A 22,858-nucleotide genomic window follows, 5' to 3' on the forward strand; every position below is an offset into this window, starting at 1 on the left:
AACTCACTTATTTCCAGTGTAGGCTTCCCATTGCGCGTACCAGCACCACGCAGAGCATCTCGTGCATACAACGCGGTCATCATCGCGCATTACTGTGTTACCGCATTTTGGGCAGTCACCTAGTGGTGGTCCAGATAACTCACATGGATCCCGATTTGCAGCCAGGGTGGTGTTTGCAGCGGCGGTCGCAGCAACACCGTCCGGAGTTGGTATTTCAGGTTCGATGTATTCTGTGGCGGTTGTGTCTGCGGCGATGCGAGCTGTCCAGTTTGTCACGGCGATATGCGTCACAGCGCTTGATTTGGTTGTCCATTCATCTTCTTGTCGGAGTTCTAAGCATGGCGGTGTGGAGTGGTCGTCAGGAGAGCGATATGGGCCGCGAAGTCGATAGACACGACCTCCATTTCCTTCTAATAGTGCGACGTGAGTTGGTTCACGATTTGATCCGATGATGGTGTCTGTTTTTTCAAACACGGTGAGGGTCTGAGACCGGTCATTAACGAGGACCTCGTCGCCCTCGCTGAGATCTTCAATCACTTGGTTCAGATCGTCGTCAATACCCCATTCGCATGTCTCGGAATCGTTGCTGTGAACAGCAGGCATCTGTGTACCTCGAAATATGTGACGTGTGTTTGTATACGCCGGGCTTTTCGTTTTCTGCGTTACCACTCTGCGAGCGTGCCTTGGTCGGTTGTTTCGGCAACTGATTCTGTCCCACCGCCTTTCGCTGCAAGCCGACCTTCATTCCGAATTTCTTTGTAGATATGCGCTAACGATTCAACGTCGTCTTGGCAATACTCACAGTGCCGTTCCCAATCAAGTTCGGCTTCTGGAGTCCGTTCTTGCACCCAGTGCCGATACGCTTCACCGACGGCTTTCCCACTCAGCCCGGTGGAATCTGTTTCCCACCCGAGGCCTTCTGCAACATGCTCCAGTTTGTTTGTGCGCCCAGGGAGAACAGCGTTTTCCATTTCAATTGCCCACCGGAGTAAATCCCGTTTCGACAATGACTCCCACGTATCCAGATATTCAGGGCAATACTCGACGATGTGGTCACGGAGAATTTCATAGTCGAATCCCCACCCATTCCATGCAATGAAGGTTCGATTTTTCGCGTTCGCTTTGACCCACATCATGAAATCACGGACAGCTTTCCCGGGTTCGTCAGGGTTCTCGTTCAGGAACGAGATGTACTTCCCGTTAACACCGTCTTGAACGCCAATCAACCATGTGATGGTTGCATTTAAGCCGTCTGTCTCAATATCGATGAAGATGGGGTCTTCCCCAGGGACCGGTGAATCAGATGTTCGGACAACACGGCCGTTTGTCATAGCGGTTGCTGCGTTGGTGATTTGGTTCGCGCGTTTTTCACCGATACCGTTCACCTCTTGGAGTTCGCTCAGGTCAGCACTAACAATCGTGTCTGCTGATGAGAAGTTGTTTTCTCTGAGCCGGTCTGCCATTGTTGGCCCGACGTTATCGATAGCTTTCAATCCGAGTTGTTGACTGCTGAGTGTTTCCACCGTCACGTACCCGTCAGTACGGAGTGTGAGACATGGGATTGGTGGTTGGCCTTGCGAGTCCGGTGGCGCACCTCCTTGGATGTGAAGATCCTCCCAGTCCCGCGAGTATGATGCTGGAAGTTGCGTCGAGATATGCGTGTATGAGCCACTGAGATTGTCACCAAGTGCATCACGGTAGTTGTCTCCGCCATCCAGTGACGTATTGAGTTGTTCACGGTCAACATGCAGATCGAGTAAATCACTCACGACGAATGTCTCCGTCTCTGGATCGATGAGGTCTTTTGATTCAGCCGCGCGAATCCCGCTCAAATCGGTGAAGTTAGACACGATAATAACATCGACGTCACGCATCGTGTAGATGCCAGTTGCGTTGTCATCCTGTCCGGGCGCGATCACGATCACGTCTTGGTCACGCAGTGTGTTGACCACGGATTGGTTCTCCCCGTCATCAAGAACGAATACAGCGTCAGGATCAAAATACGACAAAAGATCGGTTATTTCGTGGTCTGCAAGCGTTTGCCCGACGCTCCCGGGTAACATCAGCAGGTCGGTAGCAGTCGGCTCTGCACGAGTCATATTTTCGTGAGTGGAGGTTTGTGATTGGACCATAAGTACTGTTGAGATCGCGTTATTGTACCGTGACACTGCCGGGGAATGCTGTGTCCTCGGCGGCGCCGGGATCACTCACTGCTTATGCCCGGCGCCGCCAGCCTGTACGGCGAGCGAGGATGTCACAAGAGAAGTTCGGAGTCCGTTAGTTTTCGATGTCAATGTCGGTTTCTGCAATCATGTCTTTGTATCGGTTCCGAATAGTGACTTTCGTGACGTGAGAGACATCACGGAGAGCTGCTTGCGTTGTTTTCTCGTTTTGCTTGATACTAGCGATGTACACAGCGGCCGCGGCAACGCCAGCCGGATTTTTCCCGCTGGTAAGCTCTGTGGGGTTTTTTTCGAGGATTTCACAAGCCTTCCGTTCGGTGGCTTGGCTTAAGTCGAGATTGTTGACGAATCGCGGGACATACTGTTGCGGAGTTGTTGGCTCGACGGTGATGTTGAATTCGTCGAGAAGATATCGATATGTACGGCCAATTTCGCGTTTCTCTACGCGAGACACGGTAGTGATTTCATCAATAGTGCGTGGATATTCTGTTTGTCGTGTCGCCGCGTATAGGGCGGCACTAGCCATCCCTTCAACACTTCGTCCGGGAAGCATATCGTTCTCAGCGGCTTGCCGGTATAGTCGTCCGGCGATACGCATGGTGGCATCAGGCACGTCAATTGCACTCCCCATTCGACGGATTTCTGTGAGGCCTGCTCGGATATTCCGTTCTGTCGAGTTCTCAGTTTGTGTTCGCGTATTCCATGTTCGAAGCCGATTCATCCGTTGGCGTTGTTGTTCTGAGAGATGCTGCCCACGAGCGTCACGGTCTTGTTTACTGATTTGCGTTGAGAGTCCGTAATCGTGATGCAGTTCTTCTCGTGGTGGCCCGACGCGACTTTTCCGCTGTTTTTCATCAGATGAATAGGCCCGCCACTCAGGGCCATGGTCAATGCATTCTTCTTCGAGTACGAGTCCGCAGTTTTTGCAGATGTATTCGTTTGATTCTGTATATTCAATTCCCCCATCGCATTCAGGGCACGCGTCACAGTCACGACCATGCCTTTGCGAGTTAGATGTGGCTGACTCACCTTCTCTTGAAGGTGTGTTGGTAGTCTTGTTGTCTTCGGGTGGTGGAGTGTTGGTGGGCACGGTTGGAGAGACTGTGTGGGGTGGTGACTCTTCACCGATCGGTGCGCCTCGTGTGTTTACTGGCATATATTGGTGTGAATTGGAAAAAGATTAGCCTCAATTAGGCGTCATACTCACCACCTCTCTCACCGCGTAATACCTGAAGTTAGGCTTCAGAAAGGGAGTTGTTGCTGTTTCGGGTCAGTTTTCTCTGCGGCTTCGTTTTGTTCGGTGAGCCAGCCGAGTTGTTCACCGATTCCGCTGTGTTGCGCGAATGGATACACGAACATTACGGGGATGTCTTCGAACGCATCTTGCACCCACCGCAAGTATGATTGTCCCATCAAGACGACAACTTCGTCGACGTCCGACCAGTCCATTGCCTTCAGCTGAGCTTTTGTCTCCGTCCCCCACTCACGTTTTTCTTCAGTTGTCATCCCGTTTTCGTCACTCGCCGGTGCACTGAGTGACAAATCATATGGTTCAATCACGGTATCTGGGCGTAGGACGTGGTGTTTCGCTGAAATCACAACGAAATCATCACAGTACAGGTTACTGTACCGGCGGCGTTTTCGAAAGTATGAACTCTCGTCGTAGATGTCGCCTGCGCGTGCTGGCTCGTCGCGTTTCTGCTTTGTACATCCGATAAGTGAGAGACGCGTCACATCCGCATCCGCGCGGAGTTCCACTTCCGCAGTATCTTCGTTGTTAGTCATCGGTGGATTCGTCGATCGTGATGGTGACGTTCTCTGCAAACTCCGACCTAACCGTTGTCGGACTCGGAAGTTCACACCATTCTATCTCTTCAGCGTCTGTATCGATGTCGTCAGCATCGTCTATACGTGCTTCTAGGCGGGCACGACCGGCAGCAAGGACATCTTGAAGCAAGATGTTGTACGCGAACGTCCTGATGACGTTGTCATCGGACATTCCAGCACCCACATGCTCCATCGTGGTGTGAGTTGGCGGCGTGTTGCTGAGTCGCAGAATGTCGTATGCGATTTCGTGATCGGTTTCCCGCATGAGGACATCGATTTTATCATCAACTTCCAACTCAGCTTCGTACCCGAGACGCTCTTCAGAACGCTGGTATGCGTCTTCTGGGTGGTCTTTCACCGTGCTCATTGCGGTAATCGCTACACGGTCAGCCAAAAGGAGTACCCAGTTCTCGTATTCATTACGAGATGTGAGACGGTCAGGCCATTCAGCTATCGGGACAGTAGTAGTGGACATGCTCATTGACGACATTGTATCAATCACTCAGGTTTATGTGTTAGCCGCGCTGTTCCACAGTGTCGAGCCCGGCGGACTCCGGGGCACTTACCGGGAAGCGCGCACACTTCACTTTTCTCCAGAACGTGTGCGCGCCCACTGCTGCGTCTTCTCCACGTATGCATCTCGACTCATTTTCGGTGGCTGTCGTACCCGACTTCAGTACGTTGTCTTCAGTCTGCGTCACTCCCTCCGCTGTTATCGTCGTTTTCGGCATCACCAGTGTTGAGGTATGACCGTCCCGGGTCAAGCCCGTACTCTTCTTCAATGCACTCAAGGACGCGATTGTACATCGTAGGCGGGAGTTTCGGATCGTCAAACGAATCCGGGATTAGGTTCGGCGGTGCGAGTTCATGCTTACGTGCAAGATGGTTTATTGCCCGCGATGGGACTGGTGCATCATCCGGGAAGTTCACGTACGATGTTTCTTTTGCGTGCCGCCAGACCTCCCACATCTCTTCATCATTGAATCTTCCATTTGGTGCATTCGCCGACCGGCAGCCAGCGTCCACAGCAAGGAACGTCATCGGGTTGTAACTACATTTCCGACTTCCGTCGTGGTCGTAGGCTCTTGTTCGTGACAGCAGCACGAATTCGTCACTCGATGTTCGACTATCCGAGAGGAGCGGATTCTTCCCGCGGTCGTCCCCACTCGGGTCACTCGGGTATTTGTTTCCTGGCGGCATCACATCAAGGAGCGTGAGTTCAGCGATCGGGTTCGACCCCATGGACCCATCACCACCTTCTGTGGTTGCCCCATCACCACCCACTTTACTGCCTTCAGAGTTCTCGTCGTCTATGTAATCCGCAGTTAGCTTCCCAGGGTCATGCTCGTTAGGATCGAAGTGGTCGAACTCACTCGGATTCTTCGCGTCCAAGAGAACGCGTTTAAATGAAGGGTCACCGTTGTGCGTCCCATATTTTTTGAGATATTCTGCAACGTCAACCTTCGCCATATCGTCTGGACGCGGAAGTTCTCCGACACGCGCATCAATGTCGTGATTCCGCAGCATTTTCGCGGTTTTGAGCGCACCGTCATCTCCTGCGTTGTTCTCTTCGTTATCCATCACGATGTACACTCGTGGAGCACGCTCTGCAATCGCGGTCAGCCGATCGTAATGTTTCTCCTTGAACTCCGTTGTACACGGGCTGATGCACGAAATCCCGTGTTGCTGCGCCATCAGTGCGTCTGTGACACCCTCCGTAATAAGGAGTAATTCGTCCTCTTGAACGGAGTGAATCCCGAACATTGGCTCATACACTGCCTCCGTATTAACCCACGGTCGGTCCACAGTCTGCTTAACGTATTTCGCTTTGTCCAACTCGTAGTTGTCCGTCTCTTCGAGCCAGTCTTTGACTGGATCGTACACGGTTTCCCTGTTGAATGAGTCCGTGGCAAGGAGAGCCCCACGCACCTCCTCGTTAGTGTCAGCGAAATCTGCACTGAATAGATATGTCCCACCACCACTGCACGTTCGAGTCGGCATATCCTGGAATTGCTCATCCTCCCAGTCGTTGGCGCTTGCCCATTCGACGGTGAACGTGGCGCGGACATTCGCCTCATTCTGGAACGTGACAGTCGTTCCTTCATCGACCGCAACAGCTGGGCGATCGAATTTGTATTCAACCTCACCGTCGCGTGTTCGCTCAGCAACAAGCGACACCTCAATATGGTCTTCACCGGTTGCATCTTCCATCCCGTTGCTGTAGATACGATCTTCAGTTGCGTCTGTCGCACGCCCAATCAGGTAGGAATACTCCTCGTCACGGTCTTTGTACGGGAAGACGATGCGAGCATCCCACCAATTCCGCAACGACAGTACATCTTCGGCTTTTGCGGTTTCAACAACCGCGTCCAAATCGATGGCTTCTGGAGACACACCCTGATACAGGGGAGGCGTTCCTGTTGGGTCATGCCGGTTTTCACGGAGCGTAGCGAGAGCATCCAACCCATCAGGGAGATACGAGTGCCCGCAATCAGACCGCGTCGGATTGCACTCGTAGACGTGCTTGATAGCGGCTGGACTCACCAACCCAGTTCGGATAATCGTTGTAGCATCAAATCCTTCGTCGTGAAGGTATTCAATGACTGTCTCATCGAGTGCGCCTTCAGGCGCGTCAGCATCATCATCACCGTATGTTGACGGGTCAGTATACCCGATTTTCAGATCATCGATGATTTCATTGTTGAGCCCCCATTTTTCGCAGACGTGCTCGCGGATACCATCCGGGAGATTCTGGTGGTAGTACTCAATCGCGGCCTCGAGGCATGCTTGGACATTCGCAGTGTCTTCTCGATTCCCGCAGGGCTCGTCAGGCGGGTGTGCATGCGTCATGCTGAACGCATCGTTGATAGCGTCCAACTCAATCGTCATATCACCGAGCGTGTCCTGCTCAGTGACATCTTCTTCTCGTAGTTCACTTCCCGCAGCGTCTGGTGGCGTCTTGTTTGACAGTGTTGCTTTGCTCATAGGTAGGACCTGGATGCATTCATCGCGTGTGTTGGTTCAACCCGGGCCTGGCCGCCCCGGGCGCAGTCACTTGCTTCTGTACTGCGCCCGGCAGCGACTCACAGTCCCGCTGCACGATGCGTTATTGTATCCATAGATACCCGCCGTGTCGCATTAGAAGTGTGGAAATTGCCCGACAAACAGGCGTCGAACAGTAGTGCAGCACGACACCTCCTGAAAACTAACTGCGGTTCGGTGGCGTCATCTCTCGTGGTTTGATTCGAGGTCAGTCTCTGCCTCAGCTAAACTCTCATAGAGAAGGTGTGTGACGATCGTTGTGGTGAACTCGAGGCGTTGCTCATCGTAGTCCCACTGCATCCCAGTACTATTTTCGACCTGATCACGTGCTTGCTTGATTTCTTCCCACTCACCAATTCGTTCTTGAAGTATCTCAAATCCGTAAGTAACGACCTCCTCGGGAAACGCGCTCAGGCCAATTTTGGTTTCGGCAGAGTCAAACGCTGCATCGAGCGCGCGCCGAGCGCGCCGCACATCGTCGTACGTGAAGTCATGGCGCTCATCGTGTTCGACCTCCCACTCGATGCCCCGGATTTTCTCTTGAGCTGTTCTGTAGAATAATTCCGTAAGAACCGTGCGGTGCAGCACAACGTAATGCTCGTCGTAGTCACGGTGCACGCCCCCGCCACCGAAGACACGTCCAGTAGCTTCCAACATTTCATTTTTCGTGCACCGGTCACGCAGTTGATCGCCCGCGTAGTTGGTGACTTCTTCGGGGACCTCACTCAGATCAACCGAGATAATCACGTCGTTCGATTCGTCAAGCGTTGCTGTGGTGTTGCGGTGGTTGTTGTCAGTCATAGTTGGCTGTGCAGTGCGGCTGCGTGACCAGTCAGGTTCCCAGCGTGGCTGACTGCGGGCCGGGAGCGGTCACAGCAGGCGGCATCTGCACGCTTCTTTGATGGATGCCGCCTGCCCGCCTGCATCTCCCCCGGTTACTTCTCCGAGTTTTCACTTGCAGTTGTGGTGTCTGGGCTGGGGAGCGTGGCACCTCTGTGTCCGATTCCCAGCCCAGAACCCGACCAGGCGGGCAGGCGCTTCTCACATCAGTGCGTCGAGGGGATTACTCCCCCTGAGTGCGGAGTGGGAGGTCGGAGTCGTGGAAGGAGAGTAGACGAGCAAAGTTGCCCGTGGTAGGGTCAGCGAGCGCGTAGAAGAAGTATCGACTCGGGCTGATGTCGTGGTCGATCACACGGAGGATGTCGTCACCGGTTGGCGGGGCAACTAGCACGCCGTCTTCTGGCGGATAGGATGGCTGTGTGAATGTCTCCACGTCGGGTGTCGAGTTGACAGTTTCAATGTCCGTGGCGGTGACTGTGTCTGGAGATGCGCCAGTGTCGTGGACGGAGAGTTGCGTACCGCTTGGGACGATAGCGAGCCCAGCGTACGTTGTGTCTTGTGCAAGGACTAGCGCCACGTAGTTCTCGCTAGGGTCTTCATCGATAGCGACGACAGTGAGGTTGTCATCTGGGAGGTCGATTGCGTGTTCGGTGGCGGTGCTGATGGTGTCGGCGTCGACGTGAGCACCTGGCTCAAGAGCGAAAGCGCTGGTTGCTTTTTCTTGATTCGACATATTTTCTGTAGTTGTCTGCTACTCGTGAATGTTTGGAATTCGGGTTGTCTAGGTGCGCGACACAGAGATTTCCCACGCATACCACAGAAACTCCTCATTGCTACCACATCCAATCTACCATACAGAACCATACCCGCCTCAACACTCACACCCAAGAAAAACACAAAACACAACACATATACACAAAACAAACAACAAAACCAAATTATAATCAGTGCAAACCCGATGAAATCGCAAATGTTTAAGAGGGTGTGTCGAGTAGTACTTACTATGGTGTCATCACCGCCACCAGATAGTGAGAAAGACAGTCGTACCGAGAATGAATCACATTCCCTGGTCAGCCATCTCCCAATTGAGGCGTATAACGCACCGCGGTTCTGTGCTGCGAAAAATTGCGACCGGCAAATCCCATTTGAACGAGATCAAGAATTCGTGTTTATGGATGACAAGCCGTTCTGTTGTGCGACTCACATTCATCAGTTCCTCAACGAGGAAAAACATAGGAACTACGAGCCAGACACTATCCTCGTTCACCTTCCTCATGATTCCTTTGCGGGGGATAGCACAGTCCCTGGGTTCACCAACATCACAGATGAAGACTTCCTGAAACACTCGGTCAAAGACTGGACACACGCGCATGTTATTGCTGACCAACTCGAACTCGTAATGACTCCAGACAACACGGACGACTGGGAGCGACTGAAACACGAATACGAAGTCAGTTTCGAACCAAAGGCCGTTACGTCCGACACTTCTCAGTCTGAAACTCGCACTCCGGGGAACATCCGCTCAGCAGAAGACATCCTCGACGTAGCTGGTCACCCCGATGATCTCACAACGATCACTGGGAGAATCATGGCATTCCGTGAACCCACGGGGCTAGTCAAACAGTGCGATGCGTGCGACAGATTCCTACAACACAACCAATGCCCAGAACACGGCCCACGCGGTAACACCGGCGAGGATATGCTGCGAATCGCCGCGACAATCCACGACGGTGAAACCTCTCACAAAGTAGTCTTCGATCAGGAACTCACTGAGGGTCTCACCGGTTTCTCCGTTGAAGATGCGCGCGAGATTGCGGCGGAACACATGGACCGCGGAGTAGTCAGAGATGAATTTGAAGACCGGTTACTCCAGACTCATGTTGAAATCACAGGCAGTCAATCAGACGATGAGTTCCATGTTGCTGACGCAGCATTGTTCACCCCAAATAACGCTAACGCTGTCGAAGTTCCAACCACCCTGTACGCATGTGAGGACTGTAACACGGTTTTTGCGGATGCTGAGACACAGCAGACGCGGCCACCCACTTGTCCACACAAGAACACGCGAGAAATCGGGACTGTAACACTATCAGACTAACACTTTTCCCACTTTTCTGAACAGAGTGAGGCCGGGTGAACTACCCCACCCTACTCAGCCGCTAGCGCGGCTTCCTTGAGGACGGGGACTTAGCCTGTAGGAGTTAATTGACTGGTTTTCTCGTCTGTGGCGGGTACTTGCTCTGAGTTGAGAAGTACAGCTTAAGGAGGAGGGCGTTGATGGCCAGCTTATGCCAGCCGCGCTTCGGGAACGCGCGATTGACTCGCTGTACGATGCACTCGCAGATCTTCGAGAGGCGAACGGTGGGATGCATACGTTGAATGAATGTTCTGGGCGAATGGACTGGCCGGAGCGCGGTGTATATTTTTTCTTCTCACCGGATACCGATCCAGAGGCACCGGCGTGCAACTGGCGTGTGACACGCGTTGGGACAATTGGGCTTCGTGAAGGCAGTAACAACACGTTGTGGACGCGTCTACGCCGGCATCGTGGCCCGATAGGCGGGCAATATGAAGGGGGTGGGAACCACCGTGGGAGCGTATTTCGGAAACACGTCGGCCACGCCCTCCTTAATCGATACAACCTTGATGATGAGTGTGACACGTGGGGCGAGGGGTATGCGACACCGCCGGAGCTCCGCCGTGAAGAGCAAGCAGTGGAGGAACTGGTGAGTTCTTACGTTCGTGATCTCCCGTTCATCATTGTGGCCGTTCCTGATGCGACAGGACAGGACAGCGACCGTGGGTACATCGAGTCGAATACAATTGGATTGCTCAGCAATTACGCTGACGAGGCGGTTGATCGGCGCAAAGACCACTGGTTAGGTCACGACAGTCATCGTGAAGAGATTGCAGATTCAGGATTGTGGAATGTTCGGCATGTTGGCGAGGAGTTTGACCCGGGCGTTGTTGAAACACTCCGTGCATACACTGCTGAAACAACTCCGCCGTGACCCCTCCTGAGAACTGTGATCACGCATCTCCCGCTAGGTTCACGGTTTCTTCGGGTGAGTCTGGGTCGAAGTTGATGCCTGCTGGTGTTTGCCCGGTTTCTTCGTAGAGAACTTCTGCGATCGCATTCGCTGTGCGTTGCACTGCCCAGTTATCGGTGCGGGATTGCGTTTTCTTCAGCGTTTTTGCCATCGGGATGAGTTGCTCGAATGTTTCGAGCGGGTATTCGTCGTAGACGCGGTGGGCTACTGCCCAGGCACCCAGTGTTGGTGTGAATAATGCCATGAGGCAGATAAGGTCGTATGCTTCGGCGGCTGGTGCTCGCCCGGATTTGAAGTCGCCTACCGGGTTTGTGATGACTAGGCGTGAGGTTGCTGTTTTCTGGAAGATATTTCGGGGAAGGTCGTTGTGAATATACCCGTTCATGTGGAATGTTTTTACTGTCCGGAGGACGCTCAGGAATTGGTCTGACCCGAGGACGGTGCTTTCGATGCCGGGGTCTGTGTCAGCACGTTCAGTGACAACAACACCAAGCCCGTTACCTGTAGCGACCGTAACTGGGGATGCAACCCATCCGCCGTTTCCGAAGACATCACGGAGTGCTTCGTATTGGTACGTAGCGAATGCTTCAGGTGTTGCGTGCCCGTGAAATACTGGTGTGGTGATCTCGTTTTTCGAGCTCACGTAGTTCCGCCACCAGGTAAGCCATCGATGGAGGCGTGCGTTCCGTGCTGTGAACACGCGGATGTAGTAATCCTCAGAGTGGAAGGGCACGCTCAAAAGTTCGGTGCGTGCTGTTGGACGGACTGTTTGCGCGGCTACCTTGTCAGGTAGTAGTGATTTCACGTCTTGTATCTGCACGTTCCGCGCGCCGGTGAGTGTACGGTTTACTACGGCACGCCATCCTGTTGAAGCGGCGAGTTCCGGACGGATTCGCGGTAAGTTGAACATGAGGTGACTCGGGTAAGCTGTATCAGGATGGTGTGATAGTGTCAGGATGGAGTGTCAGTTTTGTCTCTTAACTCGACGTCAAGATGTGTTTCGAGGTGTGAGATCGTAGTCCCACTAATCCCTGCTTGGATAGCTCGCCCAGTCTCAATAGCGATGACGTCGGTTGTTGAGATGTTCAGGTCGATAGCAAGCTCTTCTTCGGTGAGTCCAGCTTCTTGGCGAGCTGTTTGCGCGAGATCACTGTAGTTGTCTTTGAGGTGTGGGAGTGGATCAGCGGTGTAGTCCACGCCGTTTTCTTCCCAGTGAGAGGAATCGCCGTGGATTCCTGATCCAGTAGTGGCTTTTTGCGTGCGTTCGGTGCGCGCGTTTGGAGTGTCTTTGTCTTGAGTGTCGTTGTGACTGTCGCAGTCTTTGCACACTGTAACTGACGCACCAGCGATAGAAGCTGTCTGTAAGTCGGTTGCTTCGGCGCCACACAGTTCGCATGCTGGAGCCGTGCTTGAAGTCGGGTTTGATCTGGAAACGTTGTACTTTGGCATAGTCAGATGAGACGTGGTTTCAGATGGGTTGTATTCACTGTTTAGTGACTACTGAGCGGTCTGGTGTCGCTGCACCACGTACACTTCCATGAATTCGCGCTATACTTTTATGTCTTAGCGTTTCTGAACTACTCATCCGAATTCAGTTAGTTTCAGTTGTGCCAAGATTGTCTTTGATGTGAGACTGCCACTGCTGAACGTCTTCTAAGTCATCTTCGATGCTGCTCATTCGTCTTTCCAAGCTCATTATGTCGTCTTTCATGTTAGCGATGACGACTTTCACTTCTTTCAGTTGTCCTTCTATATCGTTAAATTGTGTGAGGACGCCTTCAACATCACCGGTTACCGTGACAGTGGGATCATCCACCGCGGCAGCAATTTCACCGAGATCATCCCGTGTCTCAGCATGGTCGTCTTGAAGCTCACTCACTGCTTCTTCTAATTCTGCTAGCTCTTCAAAGAGATTCACGCGAGCTTCCCTCGAACTCTCTGATTCTCCCGACCTCTTTGATTCATCATCCGAAAGAAGTCCAGAGACAGACGAAAACATGCTTTCCGATGGTTCATCATTGTCTCTCTTCTCTCCTGTCGTCCCACCTCTAATAATTCGGTCTGCAAGCGACGCACGGTTTGGCTCAATTATTGTGTTCGGTTCGAATGACGCTTCGATGATGTCGTCAAATTCAGTGTCAGCGTCGTTTTTGAGGCTGACTTCTGCTATTTCCGTCTCTGTTTTTGCTGCTTCTTCATTTTCGTCCGTTTCGTCTTCTGGGTTGGCTTGGTTATTCGTGCCTAGAGTGGACTGTTCCGCGGGTGTGTGTTCATCACTTGTCATATTGTCTCCAAGATCTGTTGAGGGTTCACTACTGTTTCCTGACTCACCCTCACTCGCAGTCGTCATGTCGCCTGTACTACTGTCTGCTCCGGGTTTTTCCTCATCACCTGGAATTGATTCAGTCACCGAGACGCTCTCGGCATCCCCAGTGCTCGTTTTGGTTCCCCCATCTCCAATTGACCTTGTTGGAGGGTCACCTCGATCCTGCTCTTCACTCCTAGTACTAGTCCCTTCAGAATCATCGCCATGCTCCACCCCGGAATCCTCCTCAGTGTCGTCTTCATCTGTCGCACCGGTCTGGTTGCCGAACAACCCAAGCTCACCGTTCTCCGAACCTTCGTAGTCTTGGGAGTCATCTGGATCAAACGACGGTGAGTCCGAGTTCTCGTTTTCACTCACTTCTCCCGGCTCATCTGTCTGCACCTCGTTTTCATCATGCCCAATTTCATTGTCCTCCCCTTCTGGCGTGAACAGACCAGCATCTCCGTCTCTGACTTTCCCCTGAATCGTGTCATCTTCACCGCTTTCACCACCCCGGTCACTCCCCTCATCACCCTCTTCCCCTCCCCCACCCTCCTTTACAACCCGTTTTTCTACTATTTCCTCAGTATCTGACGTACTTTCGTTATTCCTGGCTTCGCCTTCGTTGGTGGTTGTTTCAGGCGGAGAGTGACTGTGCCCAGAGCTCTCAGATTCGTGATTTCTTGGTTTAGAATCCGGGGACTCTGCTGCTGTCACTGGAGTTACTTCATTGACTGTAGGAACACCATCGAACTCATTGAGTCGAGTTGCGTCGTCTGTATTTAATCCGTAAATTGTGTTTTGGGTTTCCCCAGGCGCAAGCTCGCATTGGAACCCAACGTATCCGTCAGAGTAGACACTCCAGTTCTCTTGGTGATAGTCAGGATGAAATCCGACGAAATCGCCGTCGACGGCATCTGGGAGTTCATCAAAGAATTGGATACGGACACGTTCGTCGTGGTCCGATGAAATTGTGAATTGGACTGCGGGAATCTCGTAGTGTTGTGGTTGTGGTTGCTTTGTGATCGTGACACTACCCTCCGTGATGGTTTGTTCCCACACGTCAGGTAAATCCTCAGCTGGTGGGGTGACCATGGTACTATTATGTAAGGTGAAGCTCCGGAAAAGAGTTATTCCGCGTCCTTCTTTGAGACACCGGGTAAATCCCGACTATTTGAACAGGCCGATGAAACGTGATCCAGTGCGCCCCCATTGCATTTTCCGACCGGACATATTGAATGACTTTGTCATCAGCAGGAGCGTTTGATTTGTCAGTGTCGATTATTTCTGACTGGCTGTGAGTGAGAAACAGGCCGGTGGGAAGACACCCTCGAGGGCAGTGAATGGGTTATTCGTCGGCTGGGTCGTAGCAGGGGTGCGTGTCACCGGTGAGTAGTTTGTCGATGTCCCGGTTGAGCCAGTAGGCGATCGCGTGGGGCACGACCAGGAACACGACGAACATGTCGAAGGTGATGATTGCGATGATGGCAGGGATGCTGTTAAGACCGACCCAGGCGATGAGGGCGTAGGTTGTGATGAGAGCTGCAAGGCTGCTGCTCACGAGGGCGAGGTCGAGAGTTTCCTCGGCGGGCGTGGGCGCGGAGTGCTTTGCGGTCTGCATCCATGTAGTGCTATAAAGTCTGGGGTTATAAGTTTTGCTGCGGAAGGAAACGAAAATCGCAAGACAGCGGTTGGGTGGGTTGGGATAGTACCAAGAAAATTACTGGTGGCTGTGAGATTACGCCCCGTAAGATCGCTCAAAATCCTGCTAGAACAACCCTCTACAACACAAATAATCCTCACTCAACGCACCCAAGACACATATCACACTCCAAAAAAGAACACCGACGAAAACCCCCAAAACCCCAAGAAACCATTCGGTCTACGACCAGTTCACCTCCAATCCAGACACTCAGTCCTCGAGGAACTCGCGCGCCAACGGATGCTGATATAGTGTCGTCTTACAGTTCCGACACCAGTACTTCAGCCCCATAACAACATCACCACTCTTCTCATGCTGCATCGATGCATTCTCAGCTGAGTAATCGTTTTCCTGCACTTCCCAGGCCCCAATGGCTGTACTCCCACACACTGGGCACTCATCACCTGGCCCCCATTCAGACCGATTTGAACCACGATTCGAAAGATCATCCGCATCACCGGTGTCGGCAGTATCCCGATCCGTCACACCGAACCGACCTGGTTCATCAGACTCATCATCATACCCAGCATCACGATCGGGACCATTGTCTCCTGGACCAGTACACGATCGAGCCTGTGATGACCGTGGTGCCGACGCGTCGAATTCGCCCCGACGGGGCTCCTCATCTCTCCTACCTCCTCTCTTAGACTCCGTACTACCTGGTGGTGCTTTGAACGGCTGTTGCGGGTCCAAGACACCACTTGCCATCGGGACTGAGAGACGAACACCTGTGTTAACCCTCTGCGGCGAGTCGTTCGTTCCTGACTCCGTACTCGTCGAATCGTCAGCTGGAGACGTGTTTTCTGTCATAGATCATGTACCTATCGACTGCCTGTATACCGAGCGCATCGATTCATACCATCATACTCTGCGGAGTCGTTTAATTACCCGGGGATTTGATGCACAGCATCTCCGCTGAAAATCTGTGACCGATGTTTGCGTTCGTGCATCCAAAATACTCTGACCCAACCAATAGAATTACTCGTATGCAGACCAAACCAACTACTTCCCGAATGAGTACTACAGAGGACGCACCTCGGCAGGAACTCGCATCGCACATCGAAAACATCCTCGACGAATACGAAGACATCAACGAAATCGTCAACAACAACCCTGAGGCTATCAGCAGACGCGAATCCGAAACGCTCCTAAGCCCTTTCAGTCGCATCAAAGAATCAAAACGCTTCCTCAACGGCGACTAGCCGCACTCTTTTGACGAATTCGTAACCCGAGGACAGGACCTTTCTCAGCTTCGCTCACGCCGATTCGAAGTTCCGTCATACCAACCAGACGTCGATGATGTAGTAATTGGTCTCGTATTGGTTGCGTTGTGCGTCCACTGCGATTGGTGAATCCACAAGCTCATATGAGGACACCACAGCGAAGTCTTTCACAGTATTTCGGAGTTTCTGCGCGATTCGCCGCAGGTTCGTGGTGATTGTGACATTAGACGTGTGATCGGTGTCTGTTGATTCAACGGTGACCTCGAAGGTTGCGCTCTGGTTACGGGCGCTGAGTCCGGCAAGGAAGACTTCGTCGATCCCGTTAAGGGTCTTGATTGTGTCAGTGATTGCGTCGCACCAGTCTTTGCGGTCGTCTGGGTTGATGTCTTGCGTGTCGATGCGGTCACCGGTCGGAGTTTCGATGGTTGTGATCACGCCGATATTCGTGTTGTGAGTGTCGTCGGTGGTTGTGCTGTGGTCGGTGGTGTCTGACATAGGTGATTACTCACTCGAAGGGGTGCATCCGAAGATACGGGTTTTAGACTTTTATAAGCCGGTTTGTTACGATTTCGCGTGTTTCTCCCACTCTGACCCCACCCCTGTTCTTTTGTAGTTGCCGCCAGTATTCTGCGATACCGTCGTTCACCTCTCTCTTGAGAGGGATAATTGCTCGCCTAACACAGACTCTACCATGTCAAGTAACAAAACACAATCTGCGCGCGGCCCTGACACCCTTCCGGACACTCCTGATGAATGCGAGGTATGCGGTGAAGATGAATTCGTGCCGAATTGGCTTCCGAAAACGCCAGGCGGCACTGATGATGATGAACTTGGATTCGCGTATCATGCCTGTGGTCATTGCGGTACCGAATACAATGATCGGCGTGATGAATTTCCGGCTGAAGTCCTTGAAGAACCGGATGATGACACTCCGGTTTGGCGTCGTCTTTTCGGCCATCCAGAGCCGTATGATCACCAGGAAGATGCGATTCAGCATGTGAAGCGTGTGGGTGCTGACCGCGGGTACAGTGTTATTGAAGGCGGATGTGGGACTGGGAAGACGATGATTGCGCTCACTGCCGGGTTAGCGCTTGTCCGCGATCCAAACACGCAATACCAGCGCATTATGGTGTTGACGAGTGTTAAGCAACAACTCCGGCAATTCGAGGATGATCTTCGTATCATTAACCAGAATCTTGCCCCCGGGACGGAACCAGCAACCGCTGTTACTCTTGTCGGGAAAACTGACGTCTGTCCGTACGCGCGTGAGGAAACAGCGGGATTCACCCGCAGTAATACGAATCGAAAATGTCGGCGGCTCCGTGGGAACACTCGAGACCTCATCAGCGACGATTCGATCACAGGGATTGAACTCGCAGATGGCGTCCGGCAATCCGAGGGTGGCGGGTGGAGTACCGAGGGTGTTAAGTCGCCCTATGATGCTGTCATCCCTGGAAGTGGCGACCACGCATTCTGCCCGTTTTACGCTGAGTACAAAGGCCAGGCTGATGCGACGTTTCGTGCTGGGCATGCTCGAGACGGGATCACTACACCAGAAGAAGTTGTTCGACTTGGTGTACAAGCTGGTGTTTGTCCGCATTCTGCGATGAGTCAGCTTTGCAACGAGACCGAAGTCATCATCGCAAACTATTACCACGCATTCGACCCGAACACGCTGAATATAACTGGAGAGTTGATTGACGAAGGCACGTTCCTTGTGTGCGACGAAGCTCACATGCTGGAACCGCGTGTCCGCGGTATCTTGTCCGAAGAAGTGTCGATGTCAGCGTTTCGTGGCGCTGTGAACGAGCTTGCACGCGTTGATGCAGCCGTCAATGACGATTTTACTGACCACGATCGTCTCAACGATGCAGCACCACCGGATGACATCGTGCTGGAAGCATTAGCAGATGCCGGTGTGAATCTGAGTGAAGTGACGGACTCGTACCGGTTTTTGAAGCGTGCCGAAGGCATGTTCCGGAATCTTATCACCGATCATCTTGATGAAGAAGTTCCCGGCTGGGAAACCACCGGACTGACCCCTGCGCCACAAACAATCGAACTCCCACTCCGCGACCCGGCAGTTCCACAACAAGATGCTATTACAGAGTGGGCAGAGAACCTCGGCGTCCCGGAACGAATCTGGACGCGCCTCCCAGCAGTGGCGGATGCCGTTGCGAACGCGCTTAATGAATACGAAGGCGCAGCAAATGACCGCGCTATAACGGATACCGCAGAGCTATTCCGGGGTTGGTGGGAGCGAGATTACAAGCGGTATTTCCGTGAAATCACCCTGTTTGAAAATGACTCTAACTACGGGGCAGACGATTGGCAGTCTGAGTACGAGGCAAAAATCCAATTGCACAACTGCATGCCACGGCGCGTTATCGGGAAGCGACTCCAAAATTTTGGCGGCGGTCTCCTGATGAGCGCAACACTGGAACCTCTTGACGTCTACCAAGAAGTCACCGGGTTAGACTACATTGCTGAATTCGAGACGTGCCCAGTGACGCAGCGAACGTATAATGTGAGTTTCCCAGAGGAGAACCGGTATTCTGCGGCAGTTGACTTACCAGCGTACACGTATTCGAACCGTGGAGATGTCGCGGAGAACACGCAAACGCGACGCCAATACGCAAAGGCGATTTTGTCAGTTGTGGAGACGACACCTGGGAACGTGCTGGTGTGCATGCCGTCGTATGCAGAAGCCGAGTGGGCAGCTGACTTACTGGAGTATCGAGACACCGTGGACAAACCGGTGTTGTTGGATGAGTCCAGCACAGAAGAGGTCACGCAAGAATTGAAACAAAAGTTCTTCACCGGGCCAGGGAAGGTTCTCTTGACGAGTCTTCGCGGGACACTCACTGAGGGAGTGGACTATGATGGCGATAAGCTGAATGCGTGCGTGGTGGCTGGCGTGCCAATCGAAAACGTGGGGTCACCTCAGACGGAGGCAGTCCACACTGCTTACAAGGACGATTACGGGTATAAGAAAGGCTTCGAGTACGGTCTGACCGTGCCGGCAGTACGGAAGTCACGGCAGGCGCTAGGGCGTGTTATCCGCGGCGCTGAAGACGTTGGTGTCCGAGTCTTACTTGATGAACGGTACTGTAGTCTAGACGACCAAGAAGCAGTCCGAGAATACCTCTCGGAAATTGAGCGCAATGACTACGATGTCGTTGATAATCCGGACACACTCCGTGCAGAGTTAGAAGAGTTCTGGAGATCGCAGTAATTCCTTCTCTGCGTTACGAAAGTCCGAGAGAATTCATCGTGTTTCAGCGCGGGAAGGAAGTCACCGGTCGATAATGTGTGGGTCTTCACCAGTTTCTTCAGGGCTGTTGGTGAGGAGAACATACCCGAAGAAAACCAACATGAATGCTCCGAGTGGGATCTGGATACTTGGTAATCCGAATTGGTAGATGAATGCTGTTGCGAGGAGAAACGCGCCGCCGGTCACAGTGAGAAGGACACCACCAACTCGTGCAGGACGGGCGAACGGTGCGACGCGGTCTTCAAACATGAAGAGCGCGATGCTGTAGAGCACCGCGATGGTGAAGACAGCAGTACCAATCCCCCAGATCAGGTAGCCCGTTGTGAATAGTCCGTTCCCGGTTTGAAATTCGTAGGCTTGGTTAACGAGGAGAATTTCTGTTCCGGGCCCCCGGAAGAGATTCCCGAATTCGAGGTATGCCCATCGGACGTAGTACAAGTCGTATTTCTGCGTGATGAACCCAATATTCCACGGGATAAGTACGGAAACCCAGATGAGGACAACGGTTAGCGGATTTTCTAGTGATTCACCGACCCATTCCCGGCCGAAAGTTGCAGTGAGTGGCTCTTTGCGGAGTGACTCTAGCATCGTCGTTGGTGTGTATCCACAACTAAAACTTAAGGGTTAGACCGGGGTGATGTGCTGGTGATAGCCGAGACCACACGCATCTGAGGTATCACGGGCGCGGAACTCGCGCTGCTTTCGTTTAGAAGACGAGTTGGATGAGTTCAAAGAAATCAGCGGCGAACACTAATAGGAGTACGCCAATGAGCATGAACACGATGTCTTCGTTTGTTTCGGCGTCGGCAAATGCGTAGATGAGGCCCACACCGGCGGCTCCCGTGAGAACCCCGGCGCCCATCTGTATTCCACCGAAATACGTTGCTGATCCAAATGAGGCCACTAACAGTATCCCGCCCATAACGACCCACTCTGCCATCCCTTCAGTATCGGAGTCTATGTTCGGTGGGTTCGGGGAATTCTCTGGTTGTACATCTATGTCTGAGCTATTATCTGCATCCGGATTTGGTTCTTTGTCTGGTGTTTTTCCGAGATCTAATCCGGTTTGAGAGCTTGATTCGGCGTTTGACTCAGTTACTGACTGTGGTGGTGAGGTATCCGTACTGTTGTTTGATTTCGGAGTTTTTGAGTTGTTTGTTGTGTCGGTTTCACCAATATGCACAGCGCGAGCGTGGCGGTCTTGTGCGATTTGATGTCCGCGCTCCCACAATTGCTTTGTTTCTTCGACATCTTGCTTGAGCATCGGTGGGCTGCGTGGAATCACATCGTCTGCTTCAAGCGCGCCAACACGCACGGTATTCACCCCTGGCGTTCCACTTTCTGGGTACGCGCTTGCTTGACTTGCCGGTGGCAGCTGTAACAGTTCGTATACTGATGATGGGGTGTCAGTGTCCGACGAATTTCTCGAATTGGAGTCTGACATACTTAGAGACGTGCATGCATTACGCGGATCAAATCACGCGTTGTCTAAGTATAGTCTGGGCACTCACATAAATCCAACCGCAGGTACTCGTCAGTTGGTTTCAGCAAGTTCTGTGATCCGCTCAACGGTGTCAACATCATCGAGTCCGATGTCATCACGCATGCCGATGAACCGCGGGAAACGAAGCCCGTATCCGCTTTCGTATGTTGGTGATGATTGAATTTCTTCGTGCCCAATCTCGAAGATCACGGCTGGCTCAATCTCTACTTTCGTTCCATCCTCGCTCGTGATGTGTGGTTCTAGCCGCTCTGTGAGCATTTCCAATTCTTCATCAGTTATCCCAGTCCCAACCTTCCCGATCGTTGCATATCCGCTATCGGTTTTCGCCGACAACATGAATGCGCCAAGCAATTCAGCACGCCGTCCTTCGCCCCATTCTGCTCCTGTTACAACTAAATCAAGTGTTTCCACATCCGGTTTGACTTTCAGCCAGTTCTTTCCGCGCTTCCCTGGCGTGTACGTTGCATCCGGGTTTTTCAGCATAATCCCTTCGTGTCCAGATTCCAGTGCCTCAGCTTCGATGTCAGCGGCATCATCTGCTGAGTTAACGACTCGAAGGTTTGAGTGCCCGTGGTACACGGCGCGTTCACGCGCAGATGAAATCGGGAGATCCGACTCGTCTTCGATAATGATTGGATGTTCACTGGCCCCGGGTTCGAACGCATGCATCGTGGTCTCGGTGTCTACGAGTGTCCCGCCAGCATCCGCAACACCAGTCACATCAACCGTCACATCTTGGTTGAAGTTGAGATCAGTGATATCCACATCACGCCAGCTCGGGAGGACCTCACAGAGCTGTGCATGCCGTTCCTGAAGTGGTTTTTCAAGCAGGTCTACCCCATCAATGTGGAGTGCATCGAATGCGAGGAGTTTCACATTCACCTCTTCACGCATTGCTTCGACGTCGTGCTTACGGCGGAATCTCCGCAGAATCTCTTGGAAGGGTTCAGGTTCATTCGTATCATCTACGGGAATTACCTCCCCATCGATAACAGCTGGGACATCTACGACTGCGTTGATGTATTCAACAACTTCTGGGAGGGCAGCAGTGACCTCTTCGAGACGCCGCGAGTAAATCTCAGTCTCTGCATCGCCGTCTGTATGGATTTGAACGCGCGCCCCGTCGAATTTTGTGTCCACTGCGACCGTGCCATCGTATTCGTCGAACGCGTCGTTGATAGACCCGTCTTGCGCGAGCATCGCTTGGACAGGTCGGCCGATTTCGAGAGACATCTCGTCGAGTCCGCTCGCGCCATTATGTTTTGCGGTAACCGTAACTTCTCCGTAGTCGTTTGATACCTGAATTGCGCGAGCAACCGTTTGCTGCTCGATGTCGTATATTTCGCTAATCGCATCACGGACGGTTCCTTCACCGACACCGATTCGCATCTCACCGAGGACGAGTCGCACGAGAAATTTTGCTTCCGTCGACGAGGCTTTGTTGAGTAGTCCAACAATCGTGTTGACTTTCGTTGATTCACTTCCGCTGCCTTCGACGTCAGCTAACCGTTCGAACTCCGTGTACACTGTATCGAGGGTGAGTGACGTTGTGTTACCACCGCCGAATGCGTCGAGGCCTGTTGACGTGTTGGAAATGTAGTCATCGGCAACAGCGCCGACTTCGCCGATGTCCGCGATGCTGTCTTCTACGTCATTGGCATTTGCGGTGCCACCAGCTGCTTTGGCGATTGCTTCGTAGGCGAGCTGGTCACCAATGTCGATTTTCCGGTCATCCCACCCGGGAAAGATGCGCCCCTGGAGGAAGCGCGTGGTGAGCCGGAGTGCGGCATCATCGGTGATGTCTCCAAGAAGGTCAGCGGTGCGGCTTGTGGCTTCGAGATCGCCATCGATGCTTTCGAGGTCGGCTGCTGCGGTAGCGAATGTGTCGAAATCCATGGTTGTTTTGAG

At 52.7% G+C, this 22,858-nt stretch carries 20 protein-coding genes; 4 read left to right on the top strand and 16 right to left on the bottom strand.

Annotated elements, in window-relative coordinates; genetic code table 11:
• Positions 1 to 3: 3 nt before the first annotated feature.
• From QYL91_RS16265 to QYL91_RS16300, 8 genes are all read right to left on the bottom strand, one after another.
• A complete protein-coding gene (locus QYL91_RS16265) occupies positions 4 to 603 on the bottom strand; it encodes an Rcat domain-containing protein (RefSeq protein WP_302083848.1) in 600 nt (199 codons plus the stop codon).
• Between the two features lie 59 nt (positions 604 to 662).
• Positions 663 to 2,099, bottom strand: coding sequence for a ribonuclease H-like domain-containing protein (locus QYL91_RS16270; RefSeq protein ID WP_302083849.1), 1,437 nt, complete (start codon positions 2,097 to 2,099; stop codon positions 663 to 665).
• Between the two features lie 178 nt (positions 2,100 to 2,277).
• Positions 2,278 to 3,339, bottom strand: coding sequence for a transcription initiation factor IIB (locus QYL91_RS16275; RefSeq protein WP_302083851.1), 1,062 nt, complete (start codon positions 3,337 to 3,339; stop codon positions 2,278 to 2,280).
• Between the two features lie 86 nt (positions 3,340 to 3,425).
• Entirely contained in the window at positions 3,426 to 3,968 is a 543-nt protein-coding gene (locus QYL91_RS16280; protein WP_302083853.1) for a DUF6884 domain-containing protein, read from the bottom strand.
• A complete protein-coding gene (locus QYL91_RS16285) occupies positions 3,961 to 4,377 on the bottom strand; it encodes a hypothetical protein (RefSeq protein ID WP_302083855.1) in 417 nt (138 codons plus the stop codon). The genes QYL91_RS16280 and QYL91_RS16285 overlap by 8 nt, the downstream gene beginning before the upstream one ends.
• Positions 4,378 to 4,697: 320 nt before the next feature.
• Entirely contained in the window at positions 4,698 to 6,995 is a 2,298-nt protein-coding gene (locus tag QYL91_RS16290; protein ID WP_302083857.1) for a toprim domain-containing protein, read from the bottom strand.
• A gap of 240 nt (positions 6,996 to 7,235) precedes the next feature.
• Positions 7,236 to 7,853: a hypothetical protein gene (locus tag QYL91_RS16295; RefSeq protein WP_302083859.1), complete on the bottom strand. Its 618-nt coding sequence runs from the start codon at positions 7,851 to 7,853 to the stop codon at positions 7,236 to 7,238.
• 262 nt (positions 7,854 to 8,115) lie between these two features.
• A complete protein-coding gene (locus QYL91_RS16300; RefSeq protein ID WP_302083863.1) occupies positions 8,116 to 8,625 on the bottom strand; it encodes a hypothetical protein in 510 nt (169 codons plus the stop codon).
• A gap of 225 nt (positions 8,626 to 8,850) precedes the next feature.
• Between QYL91_RS16300 and QYL91_RS16305 the strand changes: the two genes are divergently transcribed.
• Together QYL91_RS16305 and QYL91_RS16310 are read left to right on the top strand one after the other, a co-directional pair.
• Positions 8,851 to 9,990: a hypothetical protein gene (locus QYL91_RS16305; protein WP_302083865.1), complete on the top strand. Its 1,140-nt coding sequence runs from the start codon at positions 8,851 to 8,853 to the stop codon at positions 9,988 to 9,990.
• Positions 9,991 to 10,180: 190 nt separating this feature from the next.
• A complete protein-coding gene (locus QYL91_RS16310; RefSeq protein ID WP_302083867.1) occupies positions 10,181 to 10,903 on the top strand; it encodes a GIY-YIG domain-containing protein in 723 nt (240 codons plus the stop codon).
• Positions 10,904 to 10,922: 19 nt separating this feature from the next.
• On the opposite strand, the gene QYL91_RS16315 is transcribed toward QYL91_RS16310, so the two are convergent.
• From QYL91_RS16315 to QYL91_RS16330, 4 genes are all read right to left on the bottom strand, one after another.
• Positions 10,923 to 11,762 carry an RIO2 family protein gene (locus QYL91_RS16315; RefSeq protein WP_302083869.1) on the bottom strand — a complete coding sequence of 280 codons (840 nt, stop codon included), beginning with the start codon at positions 11,760 to 11,762 and terminating at the stop codon, positions 10,923 to 10,925.
• A 131-nt stretch (positions 11,763 to 11,893) separates the two neighbouring features.
• On the bottom strand, positions 11,894 to 12,391 hold the full coding sequence (locus QYL91_RS16320) for a transcriptional regulator (protein WP_465269229.1): 498 nt from the start codon (positions 12,389 to 12,391) through the stop codon (positions 11,894 to 11,896).
• Positions 12,392 to 12,533: 142 nt separating this feature from the next.
• Positions 12,534 to 14,342, bottom strand: a complete 1,809-nt coding sequence (locus QYL91_RS16325) for a putative sodium/potassium/calcium exchanger (RefSeq protein WP_302083875.1) — start codon at positions 14,340 to 14,342, stop codon at positions 12,534 to 12,536.
• Between the two features lie 253 nt (positions 14,343 to 14,595).
• Positions 14,596 to 14,868, bottom strand: a complete 273-nt coding sequence (locus QYL91_RS16330) for a hypothetical protein (RefSeq protein WP_302083877.1) — start codon at positions 14,866 to 14,868, stop codon at positions 14,596 to 14,598.
• A gap of 1,094 nt (positions 14,869 to 15,962) precedes the next feature.
• Between QYL91_RS16330 and QYL91_RS16335 the strand changes: the two genes are divergently transcribed.
• Positions 15,963 to 16,151 carry a hypothetical protein gene (locus tag QYL91_RS16335; RefSeq protein ID WP_302083879.1) on the top strand — a complete coding sequence of 63 codons (189 nt, stop codon included), beginning with the start codon at positions 15,963 to 15,965 and terminating at the stop codon, positions 16,149 to 16,151.
• 75 nt (positions 16,152 to 16,226) lie between these two features.
• Here the strand turns inward: QYL91_RS16335 and QYL91_RS16340 are convergent, their stop codons facing one another.
• Positions 16,227 to 16,667 carry a hypothetical protein gene (locus tag QYL91_RS16340; RefSeq protein ID WP_302083880.1) on the bottom strand — a complete coding sequence of 147 codons (441 nt, stop codon included), beginning with the start codon at positions 16,665 to 16,667 and terminating at the stop codon, positions 16,227 to 16,229.
• Between the two features lie 196 nt (positions 16,668 to 16,863).
• Here QYL91_RS16340 and QYL91_RS16345 point away from each other — a divergent pair, with 196 nt between their 5' ends.
• Complete coding sequence (locus QYL91_RS16345; RefSeq protein WP_302083882.1) at positions 16,864 to 19,407, top strand: ATP-dependent DNA helicase; 2,544 nt, start codon at positions 16,864 to 16,866, stop codon at positions 19,405 to 19,407.
• Positions 19,408 to 19,467: 60 nt separating this feature from the next.
• Here QYL91_RS16345 and QYL91_RS16350 read toward each other — a convergent pair whose 3' ends face one another.
• From QYL91_RS16350 to QYL91_RS18230, 3 genes are all read right to left on the bottom strand, one after another.
• Positions 19,468 to 20,034: a DUF7549 family protein gene (locus tag QYL91_RS16350; RefSeq protein WP_302083884.1), complete on the bottom strand. Its 567-nt coding sequence runs from the start codon at positions 20,032 to 20,034 to the stop codon at positions 19,468 to 19,470.
• Between the two features lie 118 nt (positions 20,035 to 20,152).
• Entirely contained in the window at positions 20,153 to 20,890 is a 738-nt protein-coding gene (locus QYL91_RS16355; protein ID WP_302083885.1) for an FUSC family protein, read from the bottom strand.
• Positions 20,891 to 20,980: 90 nt separating this feature from the next.
• Positions 20,981 to 22,846 carry an ATP-dependent DNA ligase gene (locus QYL91_RS18230; RefSeq protein ID WP_369685646.1) on the bottom strand — a complete coding sequence of 622 codons (1,866 nt, stop codon included), beginning with the start codon at positions 22,844 to 22,846 and terminating at the stop codon, positions 20,981 to 20,983.
• Between the last annotated feature and the right edge of the window lie 12 nt (positions 22,847 to 22,858).

The sequence above is a fragment of the Salinibaculum rarum genome, assembly GCF_030505615.1.
GTDB lineage: Archaea > Halobacteriota > Halobacteria > Halobacteriales > Haloarculaceae > Salinibaculum > Salinibaculum rarum.

Excerpts from the sequence above, each read along its gene's own strand:
- QYL91_RS16265 (WP_302083848.1), bottom strand. The coding sequence starts at position 603 with ATGCCTGCTGTTCACAGCAACGATTCCGAGACATGCGAATGGGGTATT.
- QYL91_RS16270 (WP_302083849.1), bottom strand. The coding sequence starts at position 2,099 with ATGACTCGTGCAGAGCCGACTGCTACCGACCTGCTGATGTTACCCGGG.
- QYL91_RS16275 (WP_302083851.1), bottom strand. The coding sequence starts at position 3,339 with ATGCCAGTAAACACACGAGGCGCACCGATCGGTGAAGAGTCACCACCC.
- QYL91_RS16280 (WP_302083853.1), bottom strand. The coding sequence starts at position 3,968 with ATGACTAACAACGAAGATACTGCGGAAGTGGAACTCCGCGCGGATGCG.
- QYL91_RS16285 (WP_302083855.1), bottom strand. The coding sequence starts at position 4,377 with ATGAGCACGGTGAAAGACCACCCAGAAGACGCATACCAGCGTTCTGAA.
- QYL91_RS16290 (WP_302083857.1), bottom strand. The coding sequence starts at position 6,995 with ATGAGCAAAGCAACACTGTCAAACAAGACGCCACCAGACGCTGCGGGA.
- QYL91_RS16295 (WP_302083859.1), bottom strand. The coding sequence starts at position 7,853 with ATGACTGACAACAACCACCGCAACACCACAGCAACGCTTGACGAATCG.
- QYL91_RS16300 (WP_302083863.1), bottom strand. The coding sequence starts at position 8,625 with ATGTCGAATCAAGAAAAAGCAACCAGCGCTTTCGCTCTTGAGCCAGGT.
- QYL91_RS16305 (WP_302083865.1), top strand. The coding sequence starts at position 8,851 with ATGAAATCGCAAATGTTTAAGAGGGTGTGTCGAGTAGTACTTACTATG.
- QYL91_RS16310 (WP_302083867.1), top strand. The coding sequence starts at position 10,181 with ATGCCAGCCGCGCTTCGGGAACGCGCGATTGACTCGCTGTACGATGCA.
- QYL91_RS16320 (WP_465269229.1), bottom strand. The coding sequence starts at position 12,391 with ATGCCAAAGTACAACGTTTCCAGATCAAACCCGACTTCAAGCACGGCT.
- QYL91_RS16325 (WP_302083875.1), bottom strand. The coding sequence starts at position 14,342 with ATGGTCACCCCACCAGCTGAGGATTTACCTGACGTGTGGGAACAAACC.
- QYL91_RS16330 (WP_302083877.1), bottom strand. The coding sequence starts at position 14,868 with ATGCAGACCGCAAAGCACTCCGCGCCCACGCCCGCCGAGGAAACTCTC.
- QYL91_RS16335 (WP_302083879.1), top strand. The coding sequence starts at position 15,963 with ATGAGTACTACAGAGGACGCACCTCGGCAGGAACTCGCATCGCACATC.
- QYL91_RS16340 (WP_302083880.1), bottom strand. The coding sequence starts at position 16,667 with ATGTCAGACACCACCGACCACAGCACAACCACCGACGACACTCACAAC.
- QYL91_RS16345 (WP_302083882.1), top strand. The coding sequence starts at position 16,864 with ATGTCAAGTAACAAAACACAATCTGCGCGCGGCCCTGACACCCTTCCG.
- QYL91_RS16350 (WP_302083884.1), bottom strand. The coding sequence starts at position 20,034 with ATGCTAGAGTCACTCCGCAAAGAGCCACTCACTGCAACTTTCGGCCGG.
- QYL91_RS16355 (WP_302083885.1), bottom strand. The coding sequence starts at position 20,890 with ATGTCAGACTCCAATTCGAGAAATTCGTCGGACACTGACACCCCATCA.
- QYL91_RS18230 (WP_369685646.1), bottom strand. The coding sequence starts at position 22,846 with ATGGATTTCGACACATTCGCTACCGCAGCAGCCGACCTCGAAAGCATC.